This is a genomic window from Curtobacterium sp. PhB142, from assembly GCF_004341255.1.
Taxonomy (GTDB): Bacteria; Actinomycetota; Actinomycetes; order Actinomycetales; family Microbacteriaceae; genus Curtobacterium.
Genome location: NZ_SLUT01000005.1, coordinates 307,653 through 328,996, shown reverse-complemented (window position 1 = coordinate 328,996; position 21,344 = coordinate 307,653). Strand labels below are relative to the sequence as shown.

Annotated in this window: 21 protein-coding genes and 1 pseudogene; 11 read left to right on the top strand and 11 right to left on the bottom strand. The window is 70.9% G+C overall.

From position 1 onward, the window contains the following. The first annotated feature begins 66 nt into the window (after positions 1 to 66). Positions 67 to 1,008 (top strand): ADP-ribosylglycohydrolase family protein, encoded by a 942-nt coding sequence (locus tag EDF31_RS12345; protein ID WP_131846317.1) that lies wholly within the window; start codon positions 67 to 69, stop codon positions 1,006 to 1,008. A gap of 146 nt (positions 1,009 to 1,154) precedes the next feature. Here the strand turns inward: EDF31_RS12345 and EDF31_RS12340 are convergent, their stop codons facing one another. The 4 genes from EDF31_RS12340 to EDF31_RS12325 form a co-directional block, all read right to left on the bottom strand. Continuing rightward, a complete protein-coding gene (locus tag EDF31_RS12340; RefSeq protein WP_131846316.1) occupies positions 1,155 to 1,631 on the bottom strand; it encodes a DUF4395 domain-containing protein in 477 nt (158 codons plus the stop codon). Continuing rightward, positions 1,628 to 2,092, bottom strand: a complete 465-nt coding sequence (locus tag EDF31_RS12335; protein ID WP_131846315.1) for a thioredoxin family protein — start codon at positions 2,090 to 2,092, stop codon at positions 1,628 to 1,630. The genes EDF31_RS12340 and EDF31_RS12335 overlap by 4 nt, the downstream gene beginning before the upstream one ends. Before the next feature lie 262 nt (positions 2,093 to 2,354). Then, the gene (locus EDF31_RS12330; protein WP_131846314.1) at positions 2,355 to 2,726 is read right to left on the bottom strand and encodes a hypothetical protein; all 372 of its coding nucleotides are present in this window, start codon (positions 2,724 to 2,726) and stop codon (positions 2,355 to 2,357) included. Positions 2,727 to 2,744: 18 nt separating this feature from the next. Next, complete coding sequence (locus EDF31_RS12325) at positions 2,745 to 3,344, bottom strand: TMEM175 family protein (protein WP_131846313.1); 600 nt, start codon at positions 3,342 to 3,344, stop codon at positions 2,745 to 2,747. A gap of 32 nt (positions 3,345 to 3,376) precedes the next feature. On the opposite strand from EDF31_RS12325, the gene EDF31_RS12320 reads away from it, so the two are divergent. From EDF31_RS12320 to EDF31_RS12300, 5 genes are all read left to right on the top strand, one after another. After that, positions 3,377 to 3,598, top strand: a complete 222-nt coding sequence (locus EDF31_RS12320; protein ID WP_243650016.1) for a DUF1653 domain-containing protein — start codon at positions 3,377 to 3,379, stop codon at positions 3,596 to 3,598. A 451-nt stretch (positions 3,599 to 4,049) separates the two neighbouring features. Further along, the gene (locus EDF31_RS12315) at positions 4,050 to 4,961 is read left to right on the top strand and encodes a hypothetical protein (RefSeq protein WP_131846312.1); all 912 of its coding nucleotides are present in this window, start codon (positions 4,050 to 4,052) and stop codon (positions 4,959 to 4,961) included. A gap of 50 nt (positions 4,962 to 5,011) precedes the next feature. Next, a complete protein-coding gene (locus tag EDF31_RS12310) occupies positions 5,012 to 5,512 on the top strand; it encodes a hypothetical protein (RefSeq protein WP_131846311.1) in 501 nt (166 codons plus the stop codon). Between the two features lie 87 nt (positions 5,513 to 5,599). Further along, complete coding sequence (locus EDF31_RS12305) at positions 5,600 to 9,094, top strand: TM0106 family RecB-like putative nuclease (RefSeq protein ID WP_131846310.1); 3,495 nt, start codon at positions 5,600 to 5,602, stop codon at positions 9,092 to 9,094. A gap of 206 nt (positions 9,095 to 9,300) precedes the next feature. Further along, positions 9,301 to 10,164: a nuclease-related domain-containing protein gene (locus EDF31_RS12300; RefSeq protein ID WP_131846309.1), complete on the top strand. Its 864-nt coding sequence runs from the start codon at positions 9,301 to 9,303 to the stop codon at positions 10,162 to 10,164. 47 nt (positions 10,165 to 10,211) lie between these two features. Here the strand turns inward: EDF31_RS12300 and EDF31_RS12295 are convergent, their stop codons facing one another. From EDF31_RS12295 to EDF31_RS12280, 4 genes are all read right to left on the bottom strand, one after another. Next, positions 10,212 to 10,628: an SseB family protein gene (locus EDF31_RS12295; protein ID WP_165901408.1), complete on the bottom strand. Its 417-nt coding sequence runs from the start codon at positions 10,626 to 10,628 to the stop codon at positions 10,212 to 10,214. Between the two features lie 104 nt (positions 10,629 to 10,732). After that, positions 10,733 to 11,536: an SDR family oxidoreductase gene (locus EDF31_RS12290; protein WP_131846307.1), complete on the bottom strand. Its 804-nt coding sequence runs from the start codon at positions 11,534 to 11,536 to the stop codon at positions 10,733 to 10,735. Between the two features lie 77 nt (positions 11,537 to 11,613). Continuing rightward, on the bottom strand, positions 11,614 to 12,279 hold the full coding sequence (locus tag EDF31_RS12285; protein ID WP_165901407.1) for a GPP34 family phosphoprotein: 666 nt from the start codon (positions 12,277 to 12,279) through the stop codon (positions 11,614 to 11,616). A gap of 76 nt (positions 12,280 to 12,355) precedes the next feature. Then, positions 12,356 to 13,171, bottom strand: coding sequence for an HNH endonuclease family protein (locus EDF31_RS12280; RefSeq protein ID WP_131846305.1), 816 nt, complete (start codon positions 13,169 to 13,171; stop codon positions 12,356 to 12,358). 137 nt (positions 13,172 to 13,308) lie between these two features. Between EDF31_RS12280 and EDF31_RS12275 the strand changes: the two genes are divergently transcribed. After that, positions 13,309 to 14,088, top strand: coding sequence for an aldo/keto reductase (locus EDF31_RS12275; RefSeq protein ID WP_207896185.1), 780 nt, complete (start codon positions 13,309 to 13,311; stop codon positions 14,086 to 14,088). Positions 14,089 to 14,156: 68 nt separating this feature from the next. Here the strand turns inward: EDF31_RS12275 and EDF31_RS12270 are convergent, their stop codons facing one another. After that, complete coding sequence (locus tag EDF31_RS12270) at positions 14,157 to 17,621, bottom strand: DEAD/DEAH box helicase (RefSeq protein ID WP_131846304.1); 3,465 nt, start codon at positions 17,619 to 17,621, stop codon at positions 14,157 to 14,159. A gap of 127 nt (positions 17,622 to 17,748) precedes the next feature. Between EDF31_RS12270 and EDF31_RS12265 the strand changes: the two genes are divergently transcribed. Further along, positions 17,749 to 17,946, top strand: a complete 198-nt coding sequence (locus EDF31_RS12265; protein WP_123292404.1) for a hypothetical protein — start codon at positions 17,749 to 17,751, stop codon at positions 17,944 to 17,946. A gap of 12 nt (positions 17,947 to 17,958) precedes the next feature. Here EDF31_RS12265 and EDF31_RS12260 read toward each other — a convergent pair whose 3' ends face one another. Continuing rightward, complete coding sequence (locus EDF31_RS12260) at positions 17,959 to 19,386, bottom strand: amino acid permease (RefSeq protein ID WP_123292405.1); 1,428 nt, start codon at positions 19,384 to 19,386, stop codon at positions 17,959 to 17,961. Between the two features lie 81 nt (positions 19,387 to 19,467). Between EDF31_RS12260 and EDF31_RS12255 the strand changes: the two genes are divergently transcribed. Next, positions 19,468 to 19,959 (top strand): DUF427 domain-containing protein, encoded by a 492-nt coding sequence (locus EDF31_RS12255; protein ID WP_123292406.1) that lies wholly within the window; start codon positions 19,468 to 19,470, stop codon positions 19,957 to 19,959. 6 nt (positions 19,960 to 19,965) lie between these two features. Here the strand turns inward: EDF31_RS12255 and EDF31_RS12250 are convergent, their stop codons facing one another. Further along, positions 19,966 to 20,301, bottom strand: coding sequence for a hypothetical protein (locus EDF31_RS12250; RefSeq protein WP_131846302.1), 336 nt, complete (start codon positions 20,299 to 20,301; stop codon positions 19,966 to 19,968). Between the two features lie 76 nt (positions 20,302 to 20,377). Here EDF31_RS12250 and EDF31_RS12245 point away from each other — a divergent pair, with 76 nt between their 5' ends. After that, positions 20,378 to 20,758 carry a hypothetical protein gene (locus tag EDF31_RS12245; protein ID WP_111086844.1) on the top strand — a complete coding sequence of 127 codons (381 nt, stop codon included), beginning with the start codon at positions 20,378 to 20,380 and terminating at the stop codon, positions 20,756 to 20,758. Further along, positions 20,725 to 21,267 (top strand): annotated as a pseudogene (locus EDF31_RS20360) (DUF6264 family protein); the annotation flags it as partial. The gene EDF31_RS12245 and the pseudogene EDF31_RS20360, both read left to right, overlap by 34 nt. Positions 21,268 to 21,344: the final 77 nt, after the last annotated feature.

The window sequence follows — 21,344 nt, the reverse complement described above, 5'->3', positions numbered from 1 at the left end:
CAAACGTGGTGAGTGGTGCAGGATCGGTTTTACGCAATCTCGCGCAAACCTGATCCGGAGGTCCACATGACCACCCCGCAGATCCACGACCGAGCAGTCGGTGCCGTCCTCGGCTCCGCCGCCGGCGACGCCCTCGGCGCCGGGTACGAGTTCCGACCGGCAGTGCCGGAGCCGACCCCGATCACGATGACCGGCGGCGGATCCTTCGGCTGGGCGCCGGGGGAGTGGACCGACGACACGAGCATGGCCGTTCCGATCCTCCGCACGGTCGCCCGCGGCGGCGACCCAGCGTCGGAGCCAGCCCTCGACGGCCTGGTGGCCGCCTGGGCAGCGTGGTCGGTCAACGCGCCCGACGTCGGCATCCAGACGCGCAACGTGTTGACCGGTCTGGAGGCACGGATCGCCTCCGTCGCGCGGGCTTCGGCCCGGCAGGAGCACGAGTACAAGGGCCGCTCCGCCGGCAACGGGTCGCTCATGCGCACCGCACCGTTGGTGCTCGCCTACCTGCGCGGTGACGTCGGCGAAGAGGAACGGCTCGCAGCGGCGGCTCGCGCGATCAGCGACCTGACGCACTACGAGTCCGACGCGGGGGACGCGTGCGTGCTCTGGTGCGTGGCGATCCGGCACGCGGTGCTGTCCGGTGAGCTCGACCTCCTCCGCGGGATCGACCTGCTCGACCTCGACCGGCGCCGAGTGTGGGTGGACCGGATCGTCACGGCCGAGCACTCGCAGCCCGTGGACTTCACGGAGTCGAACGGGTGGGTGGTGTCCGCGCTGCAGGCCGCCTACGCCGCGGTGCGCCAGAGCTCTTCGCTCGAGGACGCCCTGGTCCGCGCGGTCCGCACCGGCAACGACACCGACACGGTCGCCGCGATCGCCGGTGGCCTTGCAGGTGCGCTGTACGGGGCGTCGTCGTTGCCGGCCCAGTGGCGGGAGCTACTGCACGGCTGGCCGAACCTGCGCGCCGACGACCTCGTCGCGCTCAGTGAGCAGGCGCTCGCCGTCTGACCGGACCGGCGTCGGAGGCTGCCGTGGGGGGAGCCTCCGCCGTCGGGCTGGTCGTTCTCGTGGGGCAGGCCCACCGCTCTGGAGGCGACCACATCGGCAGCGCGGGTGGTGGGCGGAGGTGAGCCGGGCCTCCCGGTCGGCCGCCGTCAGGCGATGCCGCGTCGCGGACGGAAGACGCCTGCACGGACCAGCCACACGTAGAGCAGGCACCCGATGCAGACGTCGAACACGGCGTTGAGGAACGCGGCGATCAGGGCGACGGCGGCGCCGATCGGCGCCGCGTACGGCACGCCGAGCAGGGCGAGGAGGAGCGCGACGGCGGTGACGAACAGGCCGACTTGCTGGGCGAAGGTCGGAGGTTCAGGAGCCTCGAGCTCGGCGGGTGGGGCGAGCCGCGGCCGGACGAAGCGACGGAAGAGCGCGCCGTAGGGGTGGCGGCGGATGCCGGCGATGCCGCCGATCGCGAAGAGCACCACGATGACCGCGAGCAGGACGATGCCGACGACCCACGTTGCGGGGATCAGCGTCAGGACGATCGTCAGGGCGAGCAGGACCGTGGTGATCGCGGCTCCGAAGCGTGGGGAGCGCGGGTCGATGCCTGCTGTGTCAGGGGCGGTGGTCATCGGGACTCCTGTGGGCCGGTGAGGACGGTGTCGAGGGCTGCGGCGAGCTCCGGTGGGCGGGGTGGCCCTCCGAAGCGGGTGCGGACGGCATGGGCACCGTCGACGAGCAGGACCGTGGGGGTCTGCAGGACGTTGAAGCGCGTGGCGAGGTGCGGGTGCTCGGTCAGGTCGATCTCGAGCCGGGTCACGCCGGCGTGCTGCGCTGCGAGGGCGTCGAGCTGGCGGGCCGTCGCCGGGCAGCGGGCGCAGGTCGGCGTGGAGAACTGGACGAGGGTGGCGCGGGTTCCGAAGGCGGTCGGGGGAGCGATGTCGGCGACGCTGCTGTCGGGGCTGGCTGGCGTGTTGCGCGCGCGGCCGGTCTGGGGGACCGCTCGGCCCGTCCTCGTGCGCAGGAGCAGGCCGATCGCGGTGGCGAGTGCGAGGACTCCCACCAGGACGGCGACGGCCACGATGACGGTCATGCCGTGACGGTACGTCGTTCTGGTGCGTCCAGGGGCGAACGTGACCGAACGTGACGGTCTCGGTGGGGTCGGACGATCGTGGAGGGGGTCGGGGTCGGGGTCGGGGTCGGAGGTCCGGCCGGCCGGTCGCTGGCCCCTAGATTAGGCATACCATTCAAGGGACCGCGACCGGGACCATCACCTGGACCGACGCACATGGCGGCGCGCGGCGGTCGCCGGACGCGGTGGACCGGCGACAAGACGCGGGAGGGCTCGCGTGTCGTCAGAGCGCGGCGCGGGCCTGTTCGATCCGCTCGATGAACGCCCGAACGCCCCAGACGACGAAGGTCAGGCGCTGCCCGTCCTGCAGGACGACCTGCATCTGCCGCGAGACGTTGCGTGAGGTGTCGTGGAGCTCCGCGATGGAGTCGAGCGGGATGCCGAACGTCGGCCGGAAGAAGTTGAACGGGTGCGCGCGGAACCAGAGGACCGCGGGGGTCAGGGTGAGTCGGCCTCCCGCGGCTTCGTGGCGGCGCATCCCGAACCGGCCGGGTGCTGCGATCGAACGGACGAGGCCGGCCTCCGCTGCCGCTTCGTCGATGACGAAGTTCGCGTTCTTGCGTGCCAGTACGGTCTCCGCGTCCCCCAGGCCCATGCGCTGACCGTACCGCGATCAGACTCGGCGGAGCAGCCGGGCGACCGTGCCCTGCAGCACGAGGAGCAGGGCCCAGAGCAGGCCGATGCTCGGGAACACCACCGACAGGACCAGAGCGAGCGACAGCAGGCCGGCTGCGATGAGCCCCCGCGCCGAGTCGCCCAGCGGAGTCGAGAGCAACTCGGGGTTCCGTCGGAGCACGAGTTCGATGCCGGTGAGCGCCAGGCTCGTCACGACCATGCTGCCGAGGTACAGCGCGTGGGCAACACGGTCGTCGTTCTCGCCGCTGTTGAGCAGGTTGGCGGCGAAGGGCAGGAACACGATGCTGATGAGCCACACGAAGTTCAGCTGCATGACCCGGGCGTTGTAGGAGCGGACGTGCTCGAACACCTGGTGGTGCAGGATCCAGAACCGCGAGATCAACCAGAACGTGATGAGGAACTCGAGCAGGGCGGGCCAGTGGGCTCTGAGCAGGTCGCCCGCGCCCTCGCCGTCGCGCAGGTCACTGGCGATGTCGACCAGCGGCAGGATCAGGAGCGTGATCGCGATGGCGACCGTGGCGTCCGAGAAGTTGACGAGTCGGTCGAGGCCGCGGTCCGTTCGAGCGTGCTCGGTCATGGCCCGAGTGTAGGAGCGCTTAGTGTCGGGGCGTGAGCGACGACGTGACTCCTGGCCGGTACTGCCACTTCAAGGGCAACGACTACGAGGTGCTGCTCGTTGCCCGTGACGTCGAGACCGAGGAACCGGTCGTCGTCTACCAGGCGCTGTACGGCGAGCGGGGGCACTGGGTCCGCTCGCTCACTGACTTCACGGCCCACGTCACCCGCGACGGGTACGACGGGCCGCGGTTCTTCAGGACCAGGCTCGACTGAGTTTGAAACATCACCGTTGAGTGCGATATACCCTTCTCAAGCAGTCAAGGGGGCTGCCAATTGGAGAAGGGGGGTGCGCAGTGAAGCGCACCATCAAGCAGACACTCGTCGTCGGCGCGGTGGTGGCTGTCGTCTCGCCGCTGCTCGCAGCTGGTCCGGCGGCCGCGACGGGCATCGATTCCTCGCTGGCAGCGTCCGGAATCGTCGTCGACCCGACGTTCGATTCCACGGACGCTGTCCGAGTCGACGAGAACGGTGACCCGCTCGGACGGGCGAATCCGTGCCATGACCGCGCGTTCACGGCGATTCCGAAGATGCTCGCGTCCGTGTCTGGTTGCAGCATCATCGGGTCGAGCACGAAGACGAAGGTCACGTACAGCTGGTACCGCGACCGAGGCCGGGTCGGGGTCTGCGTGTGGAGCAAGGGCTTCAACGCTCGTGCGCAGACGACGTGGACCGCGTCGGGATGCGGGACCGGTCGCCGTGGCGTGGTCATCAACTGGGGCAACGTTGCGGCATCGAAGCAGATTCGGGGAATGACTGCTTCGGGCGTCGCGGGCGTGCAGTGGGGCTGATCGCGACACGTCGGCGCAGGCGCTCGCTCATCTGGGTGGGCGCTTGCGCCGTCGCGGTCGCCGCGACTGGGTGCGGTGCTCCCGACTCGACGACGACCCGAACGCCCCGGACCACCACAACCGTTCGCCCGGCGACGGAAAGCGCCCGGATCATCGAGACCGTCTCGCAGCAGCGTCTTGCCGATGTGCTCATCGCGGGGCTCCCCTGTGAGGACCGGGACGACTACCAGGACGACTTGACGTTCTGGGACTCGATGCGTGGCTACGACTGCGTGGACGCGGCCGACACGGTCTCCGTTCGGGTGTACGGCAGCAGCCGGTCCGTCGACCAGATCCTCCCGTCATGGGCTGACGCTCTCGTGGACGGACGCGGCGCTCGGCGCGGCGTGAACTGGTTCGTCGTCGGACCGCGCGATCTGATCTCCCAGGTCGATCCGCCTCGCGAGGATCCCGAGGTGCGGTCGTCGTCGACATCCGCCCCTGCCCCGACGGCGCAGCAGGAGTTCCTGACCAACTGCTCCCAGTACACGTTCGACGAGGCCGTCCGTGCGATCCGCGGTGAGCGGGTGACGGAGACGGACGGTGCGTACTACAACCGGGCGTTCTCTGGCGTCGGCGAAGCCGTGCGAGCGTCGTTGGACCAGCGTGATCTCGCGCTCCTCCGTGCGGAGGACGACGAGGCGCGATGGCCATCGATGCTGTCCGAGCGCGGCCCCGCGTGGAAACAGGTGTGTCGAACAGCCATGTCACGGCACGACGACCTGCTCCGGTCTGGAGCGGAGGACTGATGCGCGTTGTGTCGATCGGACGAAGCGCCGGGGCGCTCGGGGCTCTCGGAGTGACGATCCAGGCAGCCGATGACTTCACCCGCATCTTCTTCGAGAGTCCGATGGCCAGCTCGTCCGCCGTGTTGGCGGGTGCGAGCATCGTGCTGCTGCTGATCGGGGGCGTGCTCAGCTGGCGTGGAGACCGGCTCGTGTGCTGGACGCTCGGTGCCCTGGCTGTTCAGGTGGTTGGTCGCATGGCTGTCGATGTGGAACCAATGGCCGTGTACTGGTCGGTGTCGGTTGCGCACATGCTCGGGCCGGTCCTCGCGCTCGCCATCGGCGTGGTGATCGCCCGTCGGGCCGGTTCCACGGCACTGCGGCGTCTCGGGTGCATCATCGGGATCGCCGCGGGCTGCTGGATGCTCGCGAGTTGGACGCAGGTGCCGTTGCTGCTCGTTCCGCTGACGCGCGCCGTCACGGACGGCTGTCTGCTCGCCGTGGTCGCTTGGCCTGCCGTCATTGAGGCCGGTCGGCTGGCGCGCCGCCTTTGGGACTCCGCGGAGGTGCGCTGACGCCGGCCACTGCCGTCTGACCGCGCGCGGCGCCGGTGTCGGCGGGCGGCCCTAGGCTCGCAGGGCACCAGAGAGACGGGGGAACGCATGCAGATCGGCGTCGACGGGCACGTGCTGCTCAGCCCGAGTGACCTCAGCACGTGGTCGGCCTGCGAGTGGGCGTTCCTGCGCCGACTCGACGTCAAGCTCGGTCGCGGGGAACCCCTGCCCGAGGCACACGACGACATGCTCGAGCGCACCGCCCGCCTGGGGGACCAGCACGAGCTCGACTACCTCGACATCCTCAAGGACACGCGGAACGTCGTCGAGTTCGACCGCCCCGCCCCGCCGGACTACGCACGCGCCGCAGCCGAAGCGCGACAGGCCTTCGCTGACGGCGCCGACGTCCTGTACCAGCCGACGTTCCACGCGGCGCCCACGACGGACAGCCCGGGCTTCATCGGCTTCGCGGACTTCATCATCCGCAACGACCAGGGCGAGTACGAGGTCTACGACACCAAGCTCGCCCGGCACGCCAAGATCAGCGCCCTGCTGCAGCTCGCCGCCTACGCCGAGCAGATGAAGGCACAGGACATCCCCACCGGGGCGCAGGTGCACCTGGTGCTCGGAGACCGGACGACGACCACGCACGACCTCGCCGACATCGCACCGGTGTACCGCACGCAGCGCGCCGAGCTGCAGCGGGTCATCGCCGAGCGGATCGCTGCCGACGCCGAACTGCAGTGGGGCGACCCGCGCTACTCCAGCTGCGGTCGCTGCGCCATCTGCTCGACCCAGGTGGCCGAGCACCGCGACCTCGTCCTCGTCGCCGGCATGCGCCTCGACCAGCGGGCGAAGCTCATCAAGCACGAGGTACGGACGATCGACGACCTGGCGGTCCGCACCCGGGCAGTGCCGGGCTTGTCCCGCGCGACGCAGGATCGGCTGGTGCGCCAGGCGAGCCTCCAGATCGACACGGAGACCGCCCGACGGAACGGCGCCGACGGGCCGGACCAGCCCGCGAAGCCGCGCTTCGAGGTCCTCGATGCCAGCGCGCTCGACGCGATCCCGGCACCCGACGCCGGCGACGTGTTCTTCGACTTCGAAGGCGACCCCCTGCACACCGAGGACGGCGTGCACTGGGGGCTCGACTACCTGTTCGGCCTGGTCGACGACCGCGCGGACTTCACCGCGTTCTGGGCGCACACGATCCGCGACGAGCGAGTCGCGCTGGAGCAGTTCCTCGCGTTCATCGAGGCCCGGCGGCAGCAGTACCCGGGCATGCACATCTACCACTACGCCGCCTACGAGCGGACGCACCTGCTGTCGCTCGCCGCCCGGCACGGGGTCGGTGAAGAGGCCGTCGACGACCTGCTGCGCGCTGGCGTCCTGGTCGACCTGTACCCGATCGTCCGCAAGGCCCTGGTCGTCGGCAGCCACAGCTACTCGATCAAGAAGCTCGAGCCGCTGTACATGGGCGACGACCTGCGGCTCAGCGATGTGACGAACGCGGCCGACAGCATCACCGCCTACGTCGACGCGATCGAGGAACTCCGCAACGGGGACCCCGCCGCCGGCCAGCACATGCTCGACGAGGTCGCCGACTACAACGCCTACGACTGCCGCTCGACCCTGCGCCTGCGCGACTGGCTCCGATCGCTGCGCACCGACGACCCGGACGCAGTCGATCCGGCACTCGAACTCGACGTCCCGCCGATCCCCGTCGAGCGCGAACCGAACCCGGTGTACGTCGCGCTCGCGTCACACCTGGAGGACGTCGACGCCCTCGAGCGCACGCCGGACGAAACCGCGCTGGCGCTCGCCGCAGCCGCGATCGACTACCACCGCCGCGAGGCCAAGACCTTCTGGCAGGACCACTTCGACCGCCTGCGCAAACCGGTCGACGACTGGGCCGACACCCGCGACGTCCTCGTCGTGGAGCGCGCGTCCGTCGAGCGGGACTGGGACACGCTGCCGCGTGCCCGCTCGCAGTCGCGGGAACTCCGGTTGTCGGGGACGCTCGCGCCCGGTTCGCGGCTCCGGCCGGGAGGCACGCCCCACCTCGTCTACGACGACCCGCTCCCGCCGTCGGTCGCGTCTCCGGGCCCCGGGTCGAAGGGCGCGTCATCCCGCGCCGTGATCGTGGACGTGTGGGACAACGGCGACGCCGTCGAGATGCTCGTGAAGGAGGGCCTACCCGTCGGGGCGGAACCGCACCACGAGTTCCCGGTCGCGCTCGCGCCGTCAGCACCGCCCCGCGCGAAGCCGCAGCCCGAGGCGATCGCCGAGTGGGGGCAGCAGGTCCTCGACGAGCTGCCCTCGATGGTGTCGGACCCGGCCTTCGACCTGCTGCGCCGGGTGCCGCCACGCGGAGCGATCGTGCCCGTGCAGGGCGACGACACGGTGTCCGCCGTGGTGGCGACGCTGCTCGGCCTCGACCACTCGTACCTGGCGATCCAGGGGCCTCCCGGCACGGGCAAGACGTACGTCGGGTCGAACGTCGTCGCACGGCTCGTCCGCGAGTACGGCTGGCGCGTCGGCGTCGTCGGACAGTCCCACGCGACCTCGGAGAACTTCCTGTCGTCGGTCGTGAACGCCGGCGTGCCCGCGGACCGGGTCGTGAAGGTGCCGAAGTCCGGTGCGACCGAGGACGAACTCGATGCCGCCGCGTGGACGCCCGTGAAGAACGGTGCTGCCGTCGCCGCGTTCTTGTCGTCGTGCGAGGCCTCCGGCACCGGCGGCGTGGTCGGCGGGACCGCGTGGACGTTCGCGAACGCGTCGACGATCGAGCGCCGCTCCCTCGACCTGCTCGTCGTCGACGAGGCCGGGCAGTTCTCGCTCGCGCCGACCATCGCGTCCTCGATCGCCGCGACCCGGCTCCTGCTGCTGGGGGACCCGCAGCAGCTCCCGCAGGTGTCCCAGGGCTCGCACCCGGAGCCCGTCGACGAGTCGGCGCTGGGGTGGCTGGCGGACGGCGAGCACGTCCTGCCGCCGGAGTTCGGCTACTTCCTCGCCCGCACCCGTCGGATGGAGCCGGCGCTCACCGAGTCCGTCTCGGCGTTGTCCTACGACGGGCAGCTCGCGTCGATGGTGTCCGGTCGGCACCTCGACGGCATCGACGCGGGCGTGCACCCCGAGCCGGTCGTGCACGTGGGCAACACGACCTCGTCACCAGAGGAAGCCGCCCGTGTGGTGGCCCTCGTCGGCGATGTGGTCGGCCGCACGTGGACCGACGGCTCGGACTCCCGCGCCCTGATCGACGAGGACGTCATCGTCGTCGCCCCGTACAACGCGCAGGGTGCCCTGATCCGTCAGGAGCTCGACCGTGCTGGCTTCACCGGCACCCAGGTCGGCACGGTCGACCTGTTCCAGGGCCGCGAGGCCGTGGTGTCGATCGTGTCCCTGGCAGCGTCGAGTGCAGCCGACATCCCGCGCGGGCTCGACTTCCTGCTCATGCCGAACCGGCTGAACGTGGCGATCTCGCGGGCGAAGTGGGCGGCGTACCTCGTGCACTCGCCGGCGCTCACCACGGGACTCCCACCCTCGATCGCCGGCCTGTCGCTGCTGTCCCGCTTCATCGAGCTCGTCCAGCCCGCTCGCTGACGGCCGCGCCGGCCGCGCCGGCCGCTCCGCCGCCGCTCGGTGGCGGAGCCCGGCGTGCTGCCGGGCGAGTGACGGTCCTGGTTCAGGAAGTCCGGCGATCGTGAACCAGAACCGTCAGCGTGCCAGAGCGCCGAGCCGCACCGCCGCGGCTGTGACGCCAGAACGAGGGCTGGTCCCGACACCTGTCGTCCTGGGACGGTGGACACATGGGGGAGAACGCCGCTGTCGCCGACCACCGCCCGACTCCGAGGGGCGGGGCCGCGCTGACGCTCCGAGCGCGGAAGCCCGGGTACGCGGTCATGCAGGAGTGCCTGGCCATCCAAGCTGAGGGGCCGGCGCGAACCGGCTGGCAGCGCTTCTGGGGGCACGACCCGCTTCGTGACGAAGCCCGCTCGTGGTTCAAGGGCGCTGTGGGAGAACGGCAGGTCGCTGCCCAGCTCGATGCGCTCGGCCCCGAGTTCACGGTGCTGCACGCGGTACCGGTCGGGAAGAGCACGACGGACATCGACCACGTCGTCGTCGGACCCACCGGCGTGTTCTCGATCAACACCAAGAACCATTCGGGGCAGAAGGTGTGGGTCGGCGGACGGATGCTGACCGTGAACGGGCAGCGGACACCGCACGTGCACCGCGCCCTCGCCGAGGGGGAACGAGCGACTCGCCTGTTGTCCGCCGCAGCCGGCGGACCGGTCCCGGTCCAGCCGGTCCTGGTCATCGCAGCGGGAACGCTGCAGTTCGGGAAGACCGCACCGGCCGTCGTGACGGTCGAGCCCCGTCAGATCGGCGCCTGGATCAGGGATCTGCCACGAGTCCACTCCGACGAAGCCGCCCGGTTCCTGTCGATGCTGGCCGAGGAACGTGGGACCTGGCACGTCGAGGCTGTCGTGGTGAACGACACCCTTCGCCACGTCCAGCGATTCGAACGGCTCGAGCGGGAGATCGGCCAGGCGGCGCGGCGGAAGCGGATGATGCGTCGCGCCGTCGCGGTCGCCGTGCTGGCAGTCCCGGCAGGAGCGCTGCTGGGCTACTGGTGGGCGATCGCCGGTGCCGCTCTGACCGCGAGCAGCTGAGCAGCAGCGGACCTGCCCGGCGTACTCGACTGGTACGACCGTTCGAGTCAGCCGTCGCTGGTCGGGACGCCACCCTGCATCTGCACCCGCATCTGGGCGAGGACGTCGGCGTGCAGGAAGTTCGCCTCGGCCACACTCGTGGGGTCGACCACGATGCCGAACTCCTCGGGCAGGGCGGTCACGAGCTCGGACATCGGAACCGGACGCCCCTCGGCCTCGGGCAGGCCAGCGGAGAGTTCGTCCGGGTCGGTGAAGACAGGCACGAACGGCTTGTCACGGATCATGACGTGCGCGACGCTGCCGGCCTCCGGAGTACCCGCCGGCTTCCACGGCACCCACGCCGCGCTGCGCAGGAAGCCCGCCGGCGAGGCGGCCATCCGGCGGCGGAGTTCGGCGGCCGCGGTGGGCGGGGCCTTGTCGACGCCTCGGCCGAAGGCGGATCCGTTCGTCTCGTCGTTGCTCACGCCAACCATGCTGTCATGCTGAACGGACACGCCGGGGCTGAGCCGGGCCTCCAGGTCGTCACCCGGCGCACGAGGAGGTGCGCCGGGCGTCGGACCGGTGCGGCTCAGTACGCGGCCGACTGCCCGCCGTCGATCGGGACGACCGTCGCGTTGACGTAGGACGCGTCGTCGGACAGCAGGAACGCGACGACGGCGGCGATCTCGGGGGCTTCGCCGTAGCGCTTCGTCGGGTTGACCTGGATGAACTCCTCGGCGGCCTTACGGGGGTTCTCCGCGTCGAGCTGCTTCATCGAGTTCTCGACCATCGGCGTCCAGATGGCTCCGGGCGCGATGGCGTTGATGCGGATGCCGTAGCGGCCGTACTCGACGGCGGAGTTGCGGGTCAGGCCGACGACGCCGTGCTTGGCGGCGGCGTACCCGGACTGGTTGCCGATGCCGCGGATGCCGCCGACGCTCGCGGTGTTCACGACCATGCCGGAGCCCTGCTCACGCATGACCTTGAGGACCTTCTCGAGCCCGAGGAACACGCCACGCAGGTTGATCGACACGACCTTGTCGAACTCGGCGGCGGTGAACGACTCGGTGGGGTTCTGCTTGCCCTCGATGCCGGCGTTGTTGAAGAAGCCGTCGATGCGGCCGAAGCGCTCGGTGGTGGCTGCGACGTAGGCGTCCACCTGGGCCTCGTTGGAGACGTCGGCGACGGTGGTCAGGACCTGGGCGTCGGGGGTGGCCTCGAGCACGGCGGCCTTCGAGGACTCGAGTCCCTGCTCGGAGACGTCGACGAGGGAGAGCGCGGAACCCTCGGCGGCCAGGCGGACGGCGGTGGCACGACCGAGGCCGGAGCCGCCGCCGGTGATGAGGACGACGCGGTCGGCGAAGCGCGACGTGACGGAGTTGGTTTCGGGCATGGGGAGGCCTCCTGAGGTCTTCGACGATGAATTCCCTTTAGGCTACACCTGTCGTTTTGCAGGGTGTGCTGGCGACCTCAGCTCGTGATGACCGTGGTCGTCGTCGCGGTGGTCGCCGCCATGATGACGATCATCGCCGCGGCCTGGATCTCCTCGAGCACGGCCTTCACCGCAGGGCTCGCCCAGGTGCCCGAGGTGATCTCCTGCACCAGTCCCTTGTCGACCGCGCCGAACTGCTTGCGGAGCGTGTTCGTCGCGTCGAGCAGCCCGATGACCGCAGCGGAGAACGGTGTCGGGGTCGCCCGCCGAGCCAAGACGTCCGCGATGCCCGATCGCAGCAGTGCCTCCAGGGCCCCGTCGCGCTCCGGGTGCTTCGTGGTGGGGAAGAGCCCGAGCACCTTGCCCTGCTCGACGCTGATGATCCCTCGCTCGACGAGTCCGGCGAGGACGTCGTCGCGGAGCCGCTGCTTCCCGAGCCGGCTCACCCACCACTTCGCCTTGCGCGGCGCACCGGACGCCGCGATCGAGCCGACGACGCTGTCGAGCACCGGGTCGCCCGTGGCGGCGCCGTCGACGACGGTGACCAGGCCGTTCTGCAGCGAGACGGCACCGCGGAGCGCCAGGTCGGCGAGGACCGCTCCCGCGAGACCGGTGTCCAGCGTCTGCCCGTCGAGGGACTTGCGGCCGTCGGGTTCGACCTGGAGGAGCGCGAACGCCTGCGGGACCGTGAGTTGCTCAGCCATGTCCGCAGCCTGCCACGCGGGGCGGAGGTGCGCCGGGCCTCCAGGTCGACACTCAGCGGCGGCAGACCGCCTGACGTCAGCAGGCGCCGAGCACCCGCTCCATCGCATCGCGCTCGGCGGGCACGACCCACAGGCGGTACTCGGCCTTCACGGACACCTGGTGCTCGATGTAGGTGCAGCGGAAGGCCTTGTTCGCGGGCAGCCAGGTCGCGGCGTCGCCCGAGCGCTTCTGCGAGTTCGACCGGCCGTCGACGGCGAACAGGTTCGACGGGTCGTTCGCCAGGGCCTCCCGCTCCGACTGGCTGAGCTGCTGGGCACCGGTGCGCCAGGCGTTCTCGAGCGCGACGACGTGGTCGATCTGCACGAGGGTCGAGGTCGTGTTGCCGCGCACGAAGTCGATCGTCGCCCCGGTGTACGGCGAGACGAGCGTGCCGGTCATCACCTTGCACGGACCCTGGCGCACGATGCCGCTGAGGTCGCGCGCGAGCACGTCGTTCCGGGTGTCGCAGCCGTTGTGGTCGACGTCGATCCACGCGCTGCCGAACTCGCCCGTGCGGTCGTACCCGGTGCCGGCGGCCTTGCCCTTGACGGGCAGCGTGGCGAGGAGCGCGCGGGCGTCCGCAGCGTCGGTGTCGGTCGACGTGCTGACGGTCGGATCCGTCGGATCCGTCGGATCCGTCGAATCTGTCGGACTGGAGGCTCGGCTCGGCTCCGGTGCGCCGCTGTCCGTGCCGACGGTGGCCGTGGCGACTGCCGTGGGCCCGGCAGCCGCGTCGGCGTCCGGACCGAGGACGCCGGTGGCGTCGAGCGCGTAGCCACCGACCGCGAGGGCGAGGACGACGAGGACGGAGGTGAGGCTGATGCGGGTACGGCGGCGTCGGCGGGACGTCATGCGGGTGGGGCTCCTGCGTGGTGCGGTGGTGCGGTGGTGCGGGCCGGGTGGCCTCGACGATCATGCCGGAGACCTCGGACACCGCCGCGGAGGCCACGCTCCGAACGGGCGGACGCCGACGGCGTAGACACGGGGGCATGACCGATTACGCGAATCCGTCCGTGTCCGTCACCGGTGGGTCGATGCCGCTCCTGGGCTTCGGCACCTGGCAGATCCCGGACGGCGAGGCCCCCGCCGCCGTCGGCGAAGCACTGGCGGCCGGGTACCGCCACATCGACACCGCCACCGGCTACAGCAACCAGCGCGGCGTCGGCAAGGCCCTCGCCGAGTCCGGCCTCGCCCGCGACGACGTGTTCGTGACGACGAAGCTTCCGCCGGACAGCGCCGACCGCGTCCGCGAGACGATCGAGGAGAGCCTCGACCAGCTCGGCCTCGACCACCTGGACCTCTGGCTCGTGCACTGGCCGCCGAACGGCGAGGCCCGCCCGGACGTGTGGGAGCAGGTCGTCCAGGCGCAGGCCGACGGACTGACCCGAGCCGTGGGTGTGAGCAACTACTCGCTCGACCAGATCGACGAGCTCGTCACCGCGACCGGCACCACCCCGGCCGTGAACCAGATCAAGTGGAGCCCGGTCGAGTACGACAGGACGATCGCGGACGGGTTGGCCGAACGCGGGGTCGTGCTCGAGGGGTACAGCCCCTTCAAGGCGAGCAACCTGCAGGACCCGACGCTGCTCGACATCGCGGGCGAGCACGACGCCGACAGCGCCCAGGTCATCGTCGCGTGGCACGTCGCGCACGGCTTCGTCGTCATCCCGAAGTCGTCGAACCCGGAGCGCATCCGGTCGAACGCTGCCGGTGCCCGCATCGAGCTCTCGGCGGACGAGGTCACGGCGATCGACGCGCTCGCACGCTGACGCGCTCGCCTGCCGACGCTCGCGCCCGCTGACACCCGCGCTCGCGCTCGCCTGACCGCTCCGTCGCGTCAGGCGAGCAGCGAGCGGATGTCGTCGGCCGTCAGGTCGTCGGCGAACAGGGCGTCGTCGTCGATCATCGTGGCGAACAGCTCGGCCTTGCGCGCGGCGAGTGCGAGGACCTTCTCCTCGATGGTGTCCTCGGCGATGAAGCGCTGCACGCTGACCGACCGGGTCTGCCCGATGCGGTGCGTTCGGTCGACGGCCTGCGACTCGGCGGCGGGGTTCCACCACGGATCGAGCACGAACACGGTGTCCGCCTCGGTCAGGGTGAGCCCGAAGCCGCCGGCCTTCAGCGAGATGAGGAACGCGGGCGCGGTGCCCTGCCGGAAGCGCTCGATCACCTGTGGGCGTTTGCGCGTCGAGCCGTCGAGGTACTCGTAGCCGACGCCCCGTTCGTCGAGGGCATCGGACACCATCCGCAGGAACGACGTGAACTGGCTGAACACCAGGGCGCGTCGGCCCTCGGCCGCGAGCTGCTCGAGCTCGTCGAGCAGCAGGTCGAGCTTGGCGGACGGGATCGGCGTCGACGGCGACAGGGGCGAGTCCGACCCGCTCGAGACCAACGCCGGCGACAGCGCGAGCATCCGCAGCAGCGTCAGCGACCGGAACACGATCATCCGGTTCTTCGACAGGTCGTCGATCAGGTCGAGGACCTTCAGTCGCTCGCGGTTGAGCGTGCGCTCGTACAGCTCGCGGTGCGCGGGGTCGAGCGTGACCCGAACGACCTGTTCCTGCTTCGGCGGCAGGTCGGCGGCGACGGCCTGCTTCGTCCGGCGGAGCATGAGCGGCCGGATCCGACGCCGGAGCTTCGCGGTGAGCTGCTGGCGTGCTTCGCCCCGGAGCTCGGGGGAGGCGAGCGGCTTCACGAAGTCGTCGCCGAACCGGGTCCAGGTGGACAGCAACCCGGGCGCGACGATGTGGAACAGCGCCCACAGGTCGGTGAGCCCGTTCTCGAGCGGGGTGCCGGTGATCGCGAACTTCACGGGTGCCTGCAGCTCGGACGCCACCCGGTGGGTCTGCGACTGCGGGTTCTTCACGAACTGCGCCTCGTCGAGCACGAGTGCCGACCACGGCAGGTCGGTCCACGCCTGCGAGTCGAGCCGGAGCAGCGCGTACGAGGTGACGACGACGTCGGCCTGCGAGGCCGTGCGGGCGACGAGACCGGGATCCTTCAGCGACGTCGAGGTGACGGCCGCCACCCGCAGTGACGGCGTGAACTTCGCCGCCTCGGCCACCCAGTTGCCGACGACCGAGGTCGGCGCGACGACGAGGAACGGCGCCCCGTCGGGCTCGGCGGCACGACGGGCAGCGACCATCGCGAGCACCTGCAGGGTCTTGCCGAGGCCCATGTCGTCGGCGAGCACCCCGCCGATGCCGTGCGCCGCCAGGAACGACAGCCAGGCGTACCCGGCGTGCTGGTACGGCCGCAGTTCGGCGTGCACGGTGTCCGGCACCGGGACGTCACCCGGGGGAGTCGCCCCCATCAGCCCCGCGGTGATCGCCTGCCAGCGTTCGTCGTGCGAGGTCTCGTCGGCGAGCAGGTCGAACTCGGTCCACAGCCCGGCCTGCAGCGGCGTCACCTGGATCGGCTGGTCGGGCTCCCACTCGTCGAGGTCGCGGGCCTCGTCGATGAGTTCCTTGAGCCGGTCGAACGCGGGATCGGCGAGCGACAAGTAGGAGTTGTCGACGAGCTTCAGCCGCCGCTGCCGACCGGCCAGGGCGGTGAGCAGCGGGGTGAACGGGATCTGCTTGCCGTTCACACTCACGATGATGCCGAGGTCGAACCAGTCGTGCTTGTCCGACGGCATCGTCGTGACGCGGATGTGCGGCCGCCCGCTCAACCGCTCGTAGTCGAGGCGCTCACCCTGCACCACCGTGCGGACGCCGAGCGCCGGCAACTCGGGCAGGAACTCGTTCGCGAACACGGCGACGTCGGCCCCGTCGATGGTGCCGTCCTGGAACCAGTCCAGTCCGCCACCGGGTCCGGCAGGGCGGACGGGAGGCTCGCCAGACGTCGCGTCGTCGGCTCGCGCTGTCGACGTGGCGGGTTCCAGGGCCGCGGGCACGTCGGCGTCGGCGGTCGCCGCCTCGGTGCCGGCTCGGTCGTCGGTGCTGGCTGAGTCGTCGGTGCTGGCTGGATCGTCCGCGGCGCGGAGCCCGGTCAGGTCGGGGAGCGGCCCGTGCAGCGACACCGGGTCCTTGCGGCCGTCGACGTGCCAGCGCCAGTGCAGGTGCACCCGGTCGTCGGTGCGGGGTGCCCTTGCGGGCTCGAACGTCGCCGTCAGCACGAGTTCGGGCGGGGTGCGCTCGGGCAGCTCGACCGAGCCGTCGGAGCTGACGAGCCCGAGGGCACCGCGCAGCCGGGGCGACCAGTCGGCCAGGAACTCGTCGACCTCGGCCGTCGGCACCGTGATGCGGGTGCCCTCGAGGAGCATGCGCCGTTGGTCGTCCGGCACGGGCGCCGGGGTCGGTGCGAGCCCGACCGTGAACTCCGGGCTCTCGCGGAACACGTACACACCGTGGTCGCCGACCATCCGCGCCGCACCGGGGACGACCGGGCGGCCGTCGAGCACCGCGCTCGCGCCGATCACCACGGCGTCGTCGTGCCGGGCGACACCGGGCCGAGAGACATCGAGCAGCACCTGGGCCTGCTCGCCGAGGACCACCCCGCCCTCGCGCTTGCCGGTCACGAAGGCGATGTCGAGCCCCGACGCCTGCCGGAGCAACGGCCACAGCAGCGGGCTGCGGAAGTCGTCGAGGTGCAGCCAGTCGCTCTCGCCGGGCAACCCCGCCAGCTGACCCGCACGGTGCAGGGCCGCGAGCTGCATGAACCACCCGTGCTGCTCGGCGCCGAGGCCCAGGCGGTTCTGCGAGTAGGGGAGCGTGCCCCAGGTGAGCTGCCCGCGCACCCAGTTGCCGGCGTCGCTGCGGGTCACCGGCCGGACCCCGAGCCGGACCGTGCGGGACGGCGCCGGCAGGGCTCGGCCGGCGGCCCGGGCGCGGGCCGCGAGGGCGGCGGGGACCGCGTCGCGCAACTCGAACTGCAGACCCATCCGGGTGCCCTGCGGGGTGACCGCCTGCTCGTCGTCACCGGCGAGGCGGGCGAGGTCGTGCCTCCAGTCCGAGGGCGGCGGAGCCGGCGCTTCCGGACGCGGGCCGGCGTTGGCGGCCAGGGCACGCGCGTTGATGGTGAGCAGTGCGGCGGCGACGTGCTTGCAGTCGCCGCCGAGGGGGCAGCTGCACGTGCTGCGGACCGGGCGGATGAAGTCGCCGCGCGCCACGGTCATGTCGATGCGGCACTCGTAGGGGTCGTCAGCGGTGCCCGTGACGGTCGCCGTGACGGTGCCGTCGTCGGCGTTCCAGACGGCATCGTCGACCAGGCCGGCACGGACGACGTCGCGCGCGCGACCGAAGGTCTGCGGCCCGACGAAACGGATGACGTCGACGGCGTCGATCATCGGGGCTGCTGGCACGGGTCAATCGTGCCAGGTGCCACCGACGCGCGGAGCCGCCGACCCGAACGGCACACATCGAGCAGGGCTACCGTCTGCGTGGACGGGCGACGACTGCTCGCCGCTCTCCACTCGATTGGACACGCTCATGCCGGACCGCTTGCGGTGGGTGCACGACTCCGCAGACCACTGGAACGTGTGGCTCGGCTCCGAGGTCGTCTGCGACGTCACCCGGACGGACCAGTTCACGGTGGACTCGCCGGACCACTCGATCAACGGGGCGCACTCCTCGCTCGAGAGCGCTGCGGCGCAGGTGCAGGGCTGGGTGCGCTGGAGCGGACGCTAGGGCGCCTGCTCGCTACGGCTTCGTCGCGTCGGTCGGCTCGCCGGCCGCCAACTTGCTGTGCTTCCGCGAGTAGCCGAAGTACACGCCCAGGCCGATCGCGAACCAGACCGCGAACCGCACCCACGTCTCCCACTGCAGGAACGTCACGAGCCACAGCGACGCGATGACGCCGATGATCGGGATGACGGGCATGAACGGCAGCCGGAACTGACGGTCGAGGTCGGGCTGGCGGTAGCGGAGCACGATCACCGCGGAGCAGACCACCACGAACGCGAGCAGGATCCCGATGTTCGTGAGTTCGGCGACGACTCCGATCGGCAGAACGCCTGCCAGGATCGCCGACGCGATGCCGAGGATCCACGTGACGCGGGTCGGGACGTGGCGCTTCGGGTCGGTCTTCGAGAACCACTTCGGCATCAGACCGTCGCGGCTCATCGAGAACCAGACGCGGCTGGCGCCGAGCATGAACGTGACGAGCACCGTGACGATGCCGACGATGGCGCCGATCGCGATGACGTTCGCGACACCACCGAGGCCGACCGACGCGAACGCCGACGAGAAGCCCGAGGCCGGGTCGATGTCCGTGTACTTCTGCATCCCGGTCAGCACCAGGGTCGCCAGCACGTACAGGACCATCGAGATGCCGAGGGACAGCAGGATCGCCTTCGGCATGTGCTTGCGGGCGTCGACGGACTCCTCGGCCGCGGTGGACATGGCGTCGTAGCCGAACACCGCGAAGAACACCGTCGCGGCGCCGGTCATCACGCCGCCGAAGCCGAACGGGAAGTACGGGGAGTAGTTCGCGCTGTTGATGTGGAACACGCCGAGCACGACGATGAGCACGACGAGTGCGACCTTGATGCCGACGGCGACGAACTCGAACCGGGCGGCACTGCGGATGCCGCGGGTGAGCACGAACGCGGTGACCAGGCACAGGATGATCGCGAAGACGTCGATCACGTGGCCGTCGCCGGTGCCGGGCGCGCCGAGCATCCACGCGGGCAGGTCGATGCCGAACTGGCCCACCAGGAACCCGACGTAGCCGGAGATGCCGATCGCGACCACCGCCACGATCGCCGTGTACTCGAGCAGCAGGTCCCACCCGATGAACCACCCGACGATCTCGCCGAGCACCGCGTACCCGTACGTGTACGCACTGCCGGCCTTCGGGATGAGGCCGGCGAACTCGGCGTACGACAACGCTGCGGCGGCACTCGCGACGCCGGCGACCAGGAAGCTGATGAGGACCGCGGGACCGGCGACGCCGTTCGCCACGGTGCCGGCGAGGGTGAAGATCCCCGCGCCGATGATGCCGCCGATGCCGATCGCGGTGAGCTGCCAGAGGCCGAGGTGCCGTTTCAGGCCACCCTCGGCTCCGGTGTCGTCATCGATCGTCTCGATGGGCTTCCGTCGGAAGAGCGTGCGTGTCGTCGTCGTCACCCGCCCATGGTGCACCTTGCGGCGGCTCCGTGCACCCCGCCCGCCAGCCGGACCGCAGCCGTTCGGCGTAGACACGAGCCCATGCGCCATCCCACACGGATCGAACCCGGCCCCGGACAGGAATCGGTCTGGGACTACCCCCGCCCGCCCGCCGTCGAGCCCGTCACCGCCCGCGTCGTCGTCCGGTTCGGCGGCACCGTCGTGGCCGACACCACCGATGCCGTGCGGGTCCTCGAGACCTCGCACCCGCCGGTGTACTACCTGCCGATGGCGGACCTCGACCTCCGCCCCGCCCAGGGGTCGAGCATGTGCGAGTTCAAGGGCCGGGCGCGGTACTTCGACGTGGTCGGCGGGGACGGCACCGTCGCGAGCCGCGCCGCGTGGAACTACCCGACGCCCGAGCCGGGGTACGAGTCGCTCCGGGACCGCGTCGCGATCTACCCGTCGGCGATGGACTCGTGCGAGGTCGGCGGCGAGGTCGTGCAGTCGCAGGACGGCGACTTCTACGGCGGCTGGATCACGTCGGACGTCGTCGGCCCGTTCAAGGGTGCGCCGGGCACGCTCGGCTGGTGACCCGCGTCAGCGGTTCGCGTAGGGCGACCAGAACGGCGGCGGGAACGCCCCGGCGGTCGCGATGACGAGCAGCTGCCAGAGGATCATGACCAGCCCGGCGGCGCCGATCACGATGCCGATCCACGCCCAGACCTGCACCGCCCGGCGACGGCGACCGGCGATGACGATCGCACGCCAGCCGCTCAGCACGCAGACGACGCCGAACGCCGCACCCAGCAGGACGTGCCGGACCGTGCCCTGCGCCGGCACGATGATGCCGAGGTAGAACGCGACCGGGCCGAGCAGCACGGCGAAGGTCGCGGGGGCTGCTGGCGGTTCGTGGTCCCGAGAGGGTGCTCCCATACGTCTGAATGTACCGAGCCGGTCGGGTTCCGTACACGTGCGAGCACCGTCGCCCGGGAGCAGGCACGATGGAGGCATGCGTTCCTTCCTCCGCGTCCTGCTCGGCCTGGCGCTCGTGTTCGCCGGCACGAGTCACCTCACCTTCGCGCGCAAGGAGTTCACGGCCCAGGTTCCGGAGTTCGTGCCGCTCTCCGAGGACACGACCGTGCTGGCCTCCGGTGTCGCCGAGATCACCCTCGGTTCGGCGCTCGTGCTCGCGCCGAAGCCGGCCCGGCGCTTCGTCGGCTCCGTCGCTGCGCTGTTCTTCACGGTGATCTTCCCGGGCAACCTGTCGCAGTGGGTCAACCGCCGCGACGCGTTCGGCCTGGACACCGACGAGAAGCGCGTCGCGCGCCTCTTCGGGCAGCCGCTGCTCATCGCCGCGGCCCTCTGGTCCACGCGCGGCCGGCGGTCCTGATGGACGCGCCCGCCCGGTCGTCCGGTCCGGCTGACGCCGGTTCGGCTCCCGGGTCCGGGCCGGAGTCGGTGCCCGGCTCGGGTCCGGAGTCGGTTCCGGGGGCGCGTCTCGATCCGCTCGGGTCGGCTCCGGCACGGTTCGGACGGGAGGCCCGCCACCCCCTGGCAGGGCGCCGCCGCGTCGCGGACATGGTCGCCTCCATCACCCTGCTCGTGGTGCTGACGCTCGAAGCGTTGGCAGCGGGGTGGGGCATCAAGCTCATGTCGTTGGCGTTCGTGTCGTGCGCTGCCCCGGGGAACACCTGCAACGTGGGGCTCGGTGACTCGGTCGTGACGGTCGGGCCGATCCTGATCGCGCTCGTGCTGGTCGCCTCGATCGTGGTGTGCATCCTGCGGCTGGTGCGGCGTCGGCTGGCGTGGCCGGTCGTGCTCGTCGGGATGGCCGCCGTCGTCGCGGTGTTCTTCGCGGCGCTGTTGCTCATCGAGAGCTCGGTGACGCACGGCATCTAAGGGGTGCTGCCGTCCCGAGGTTCCGAAATCTCGGCATGTCGGCGCCCTGTTCGTCGAGATCTGGAACCTCGGCGATC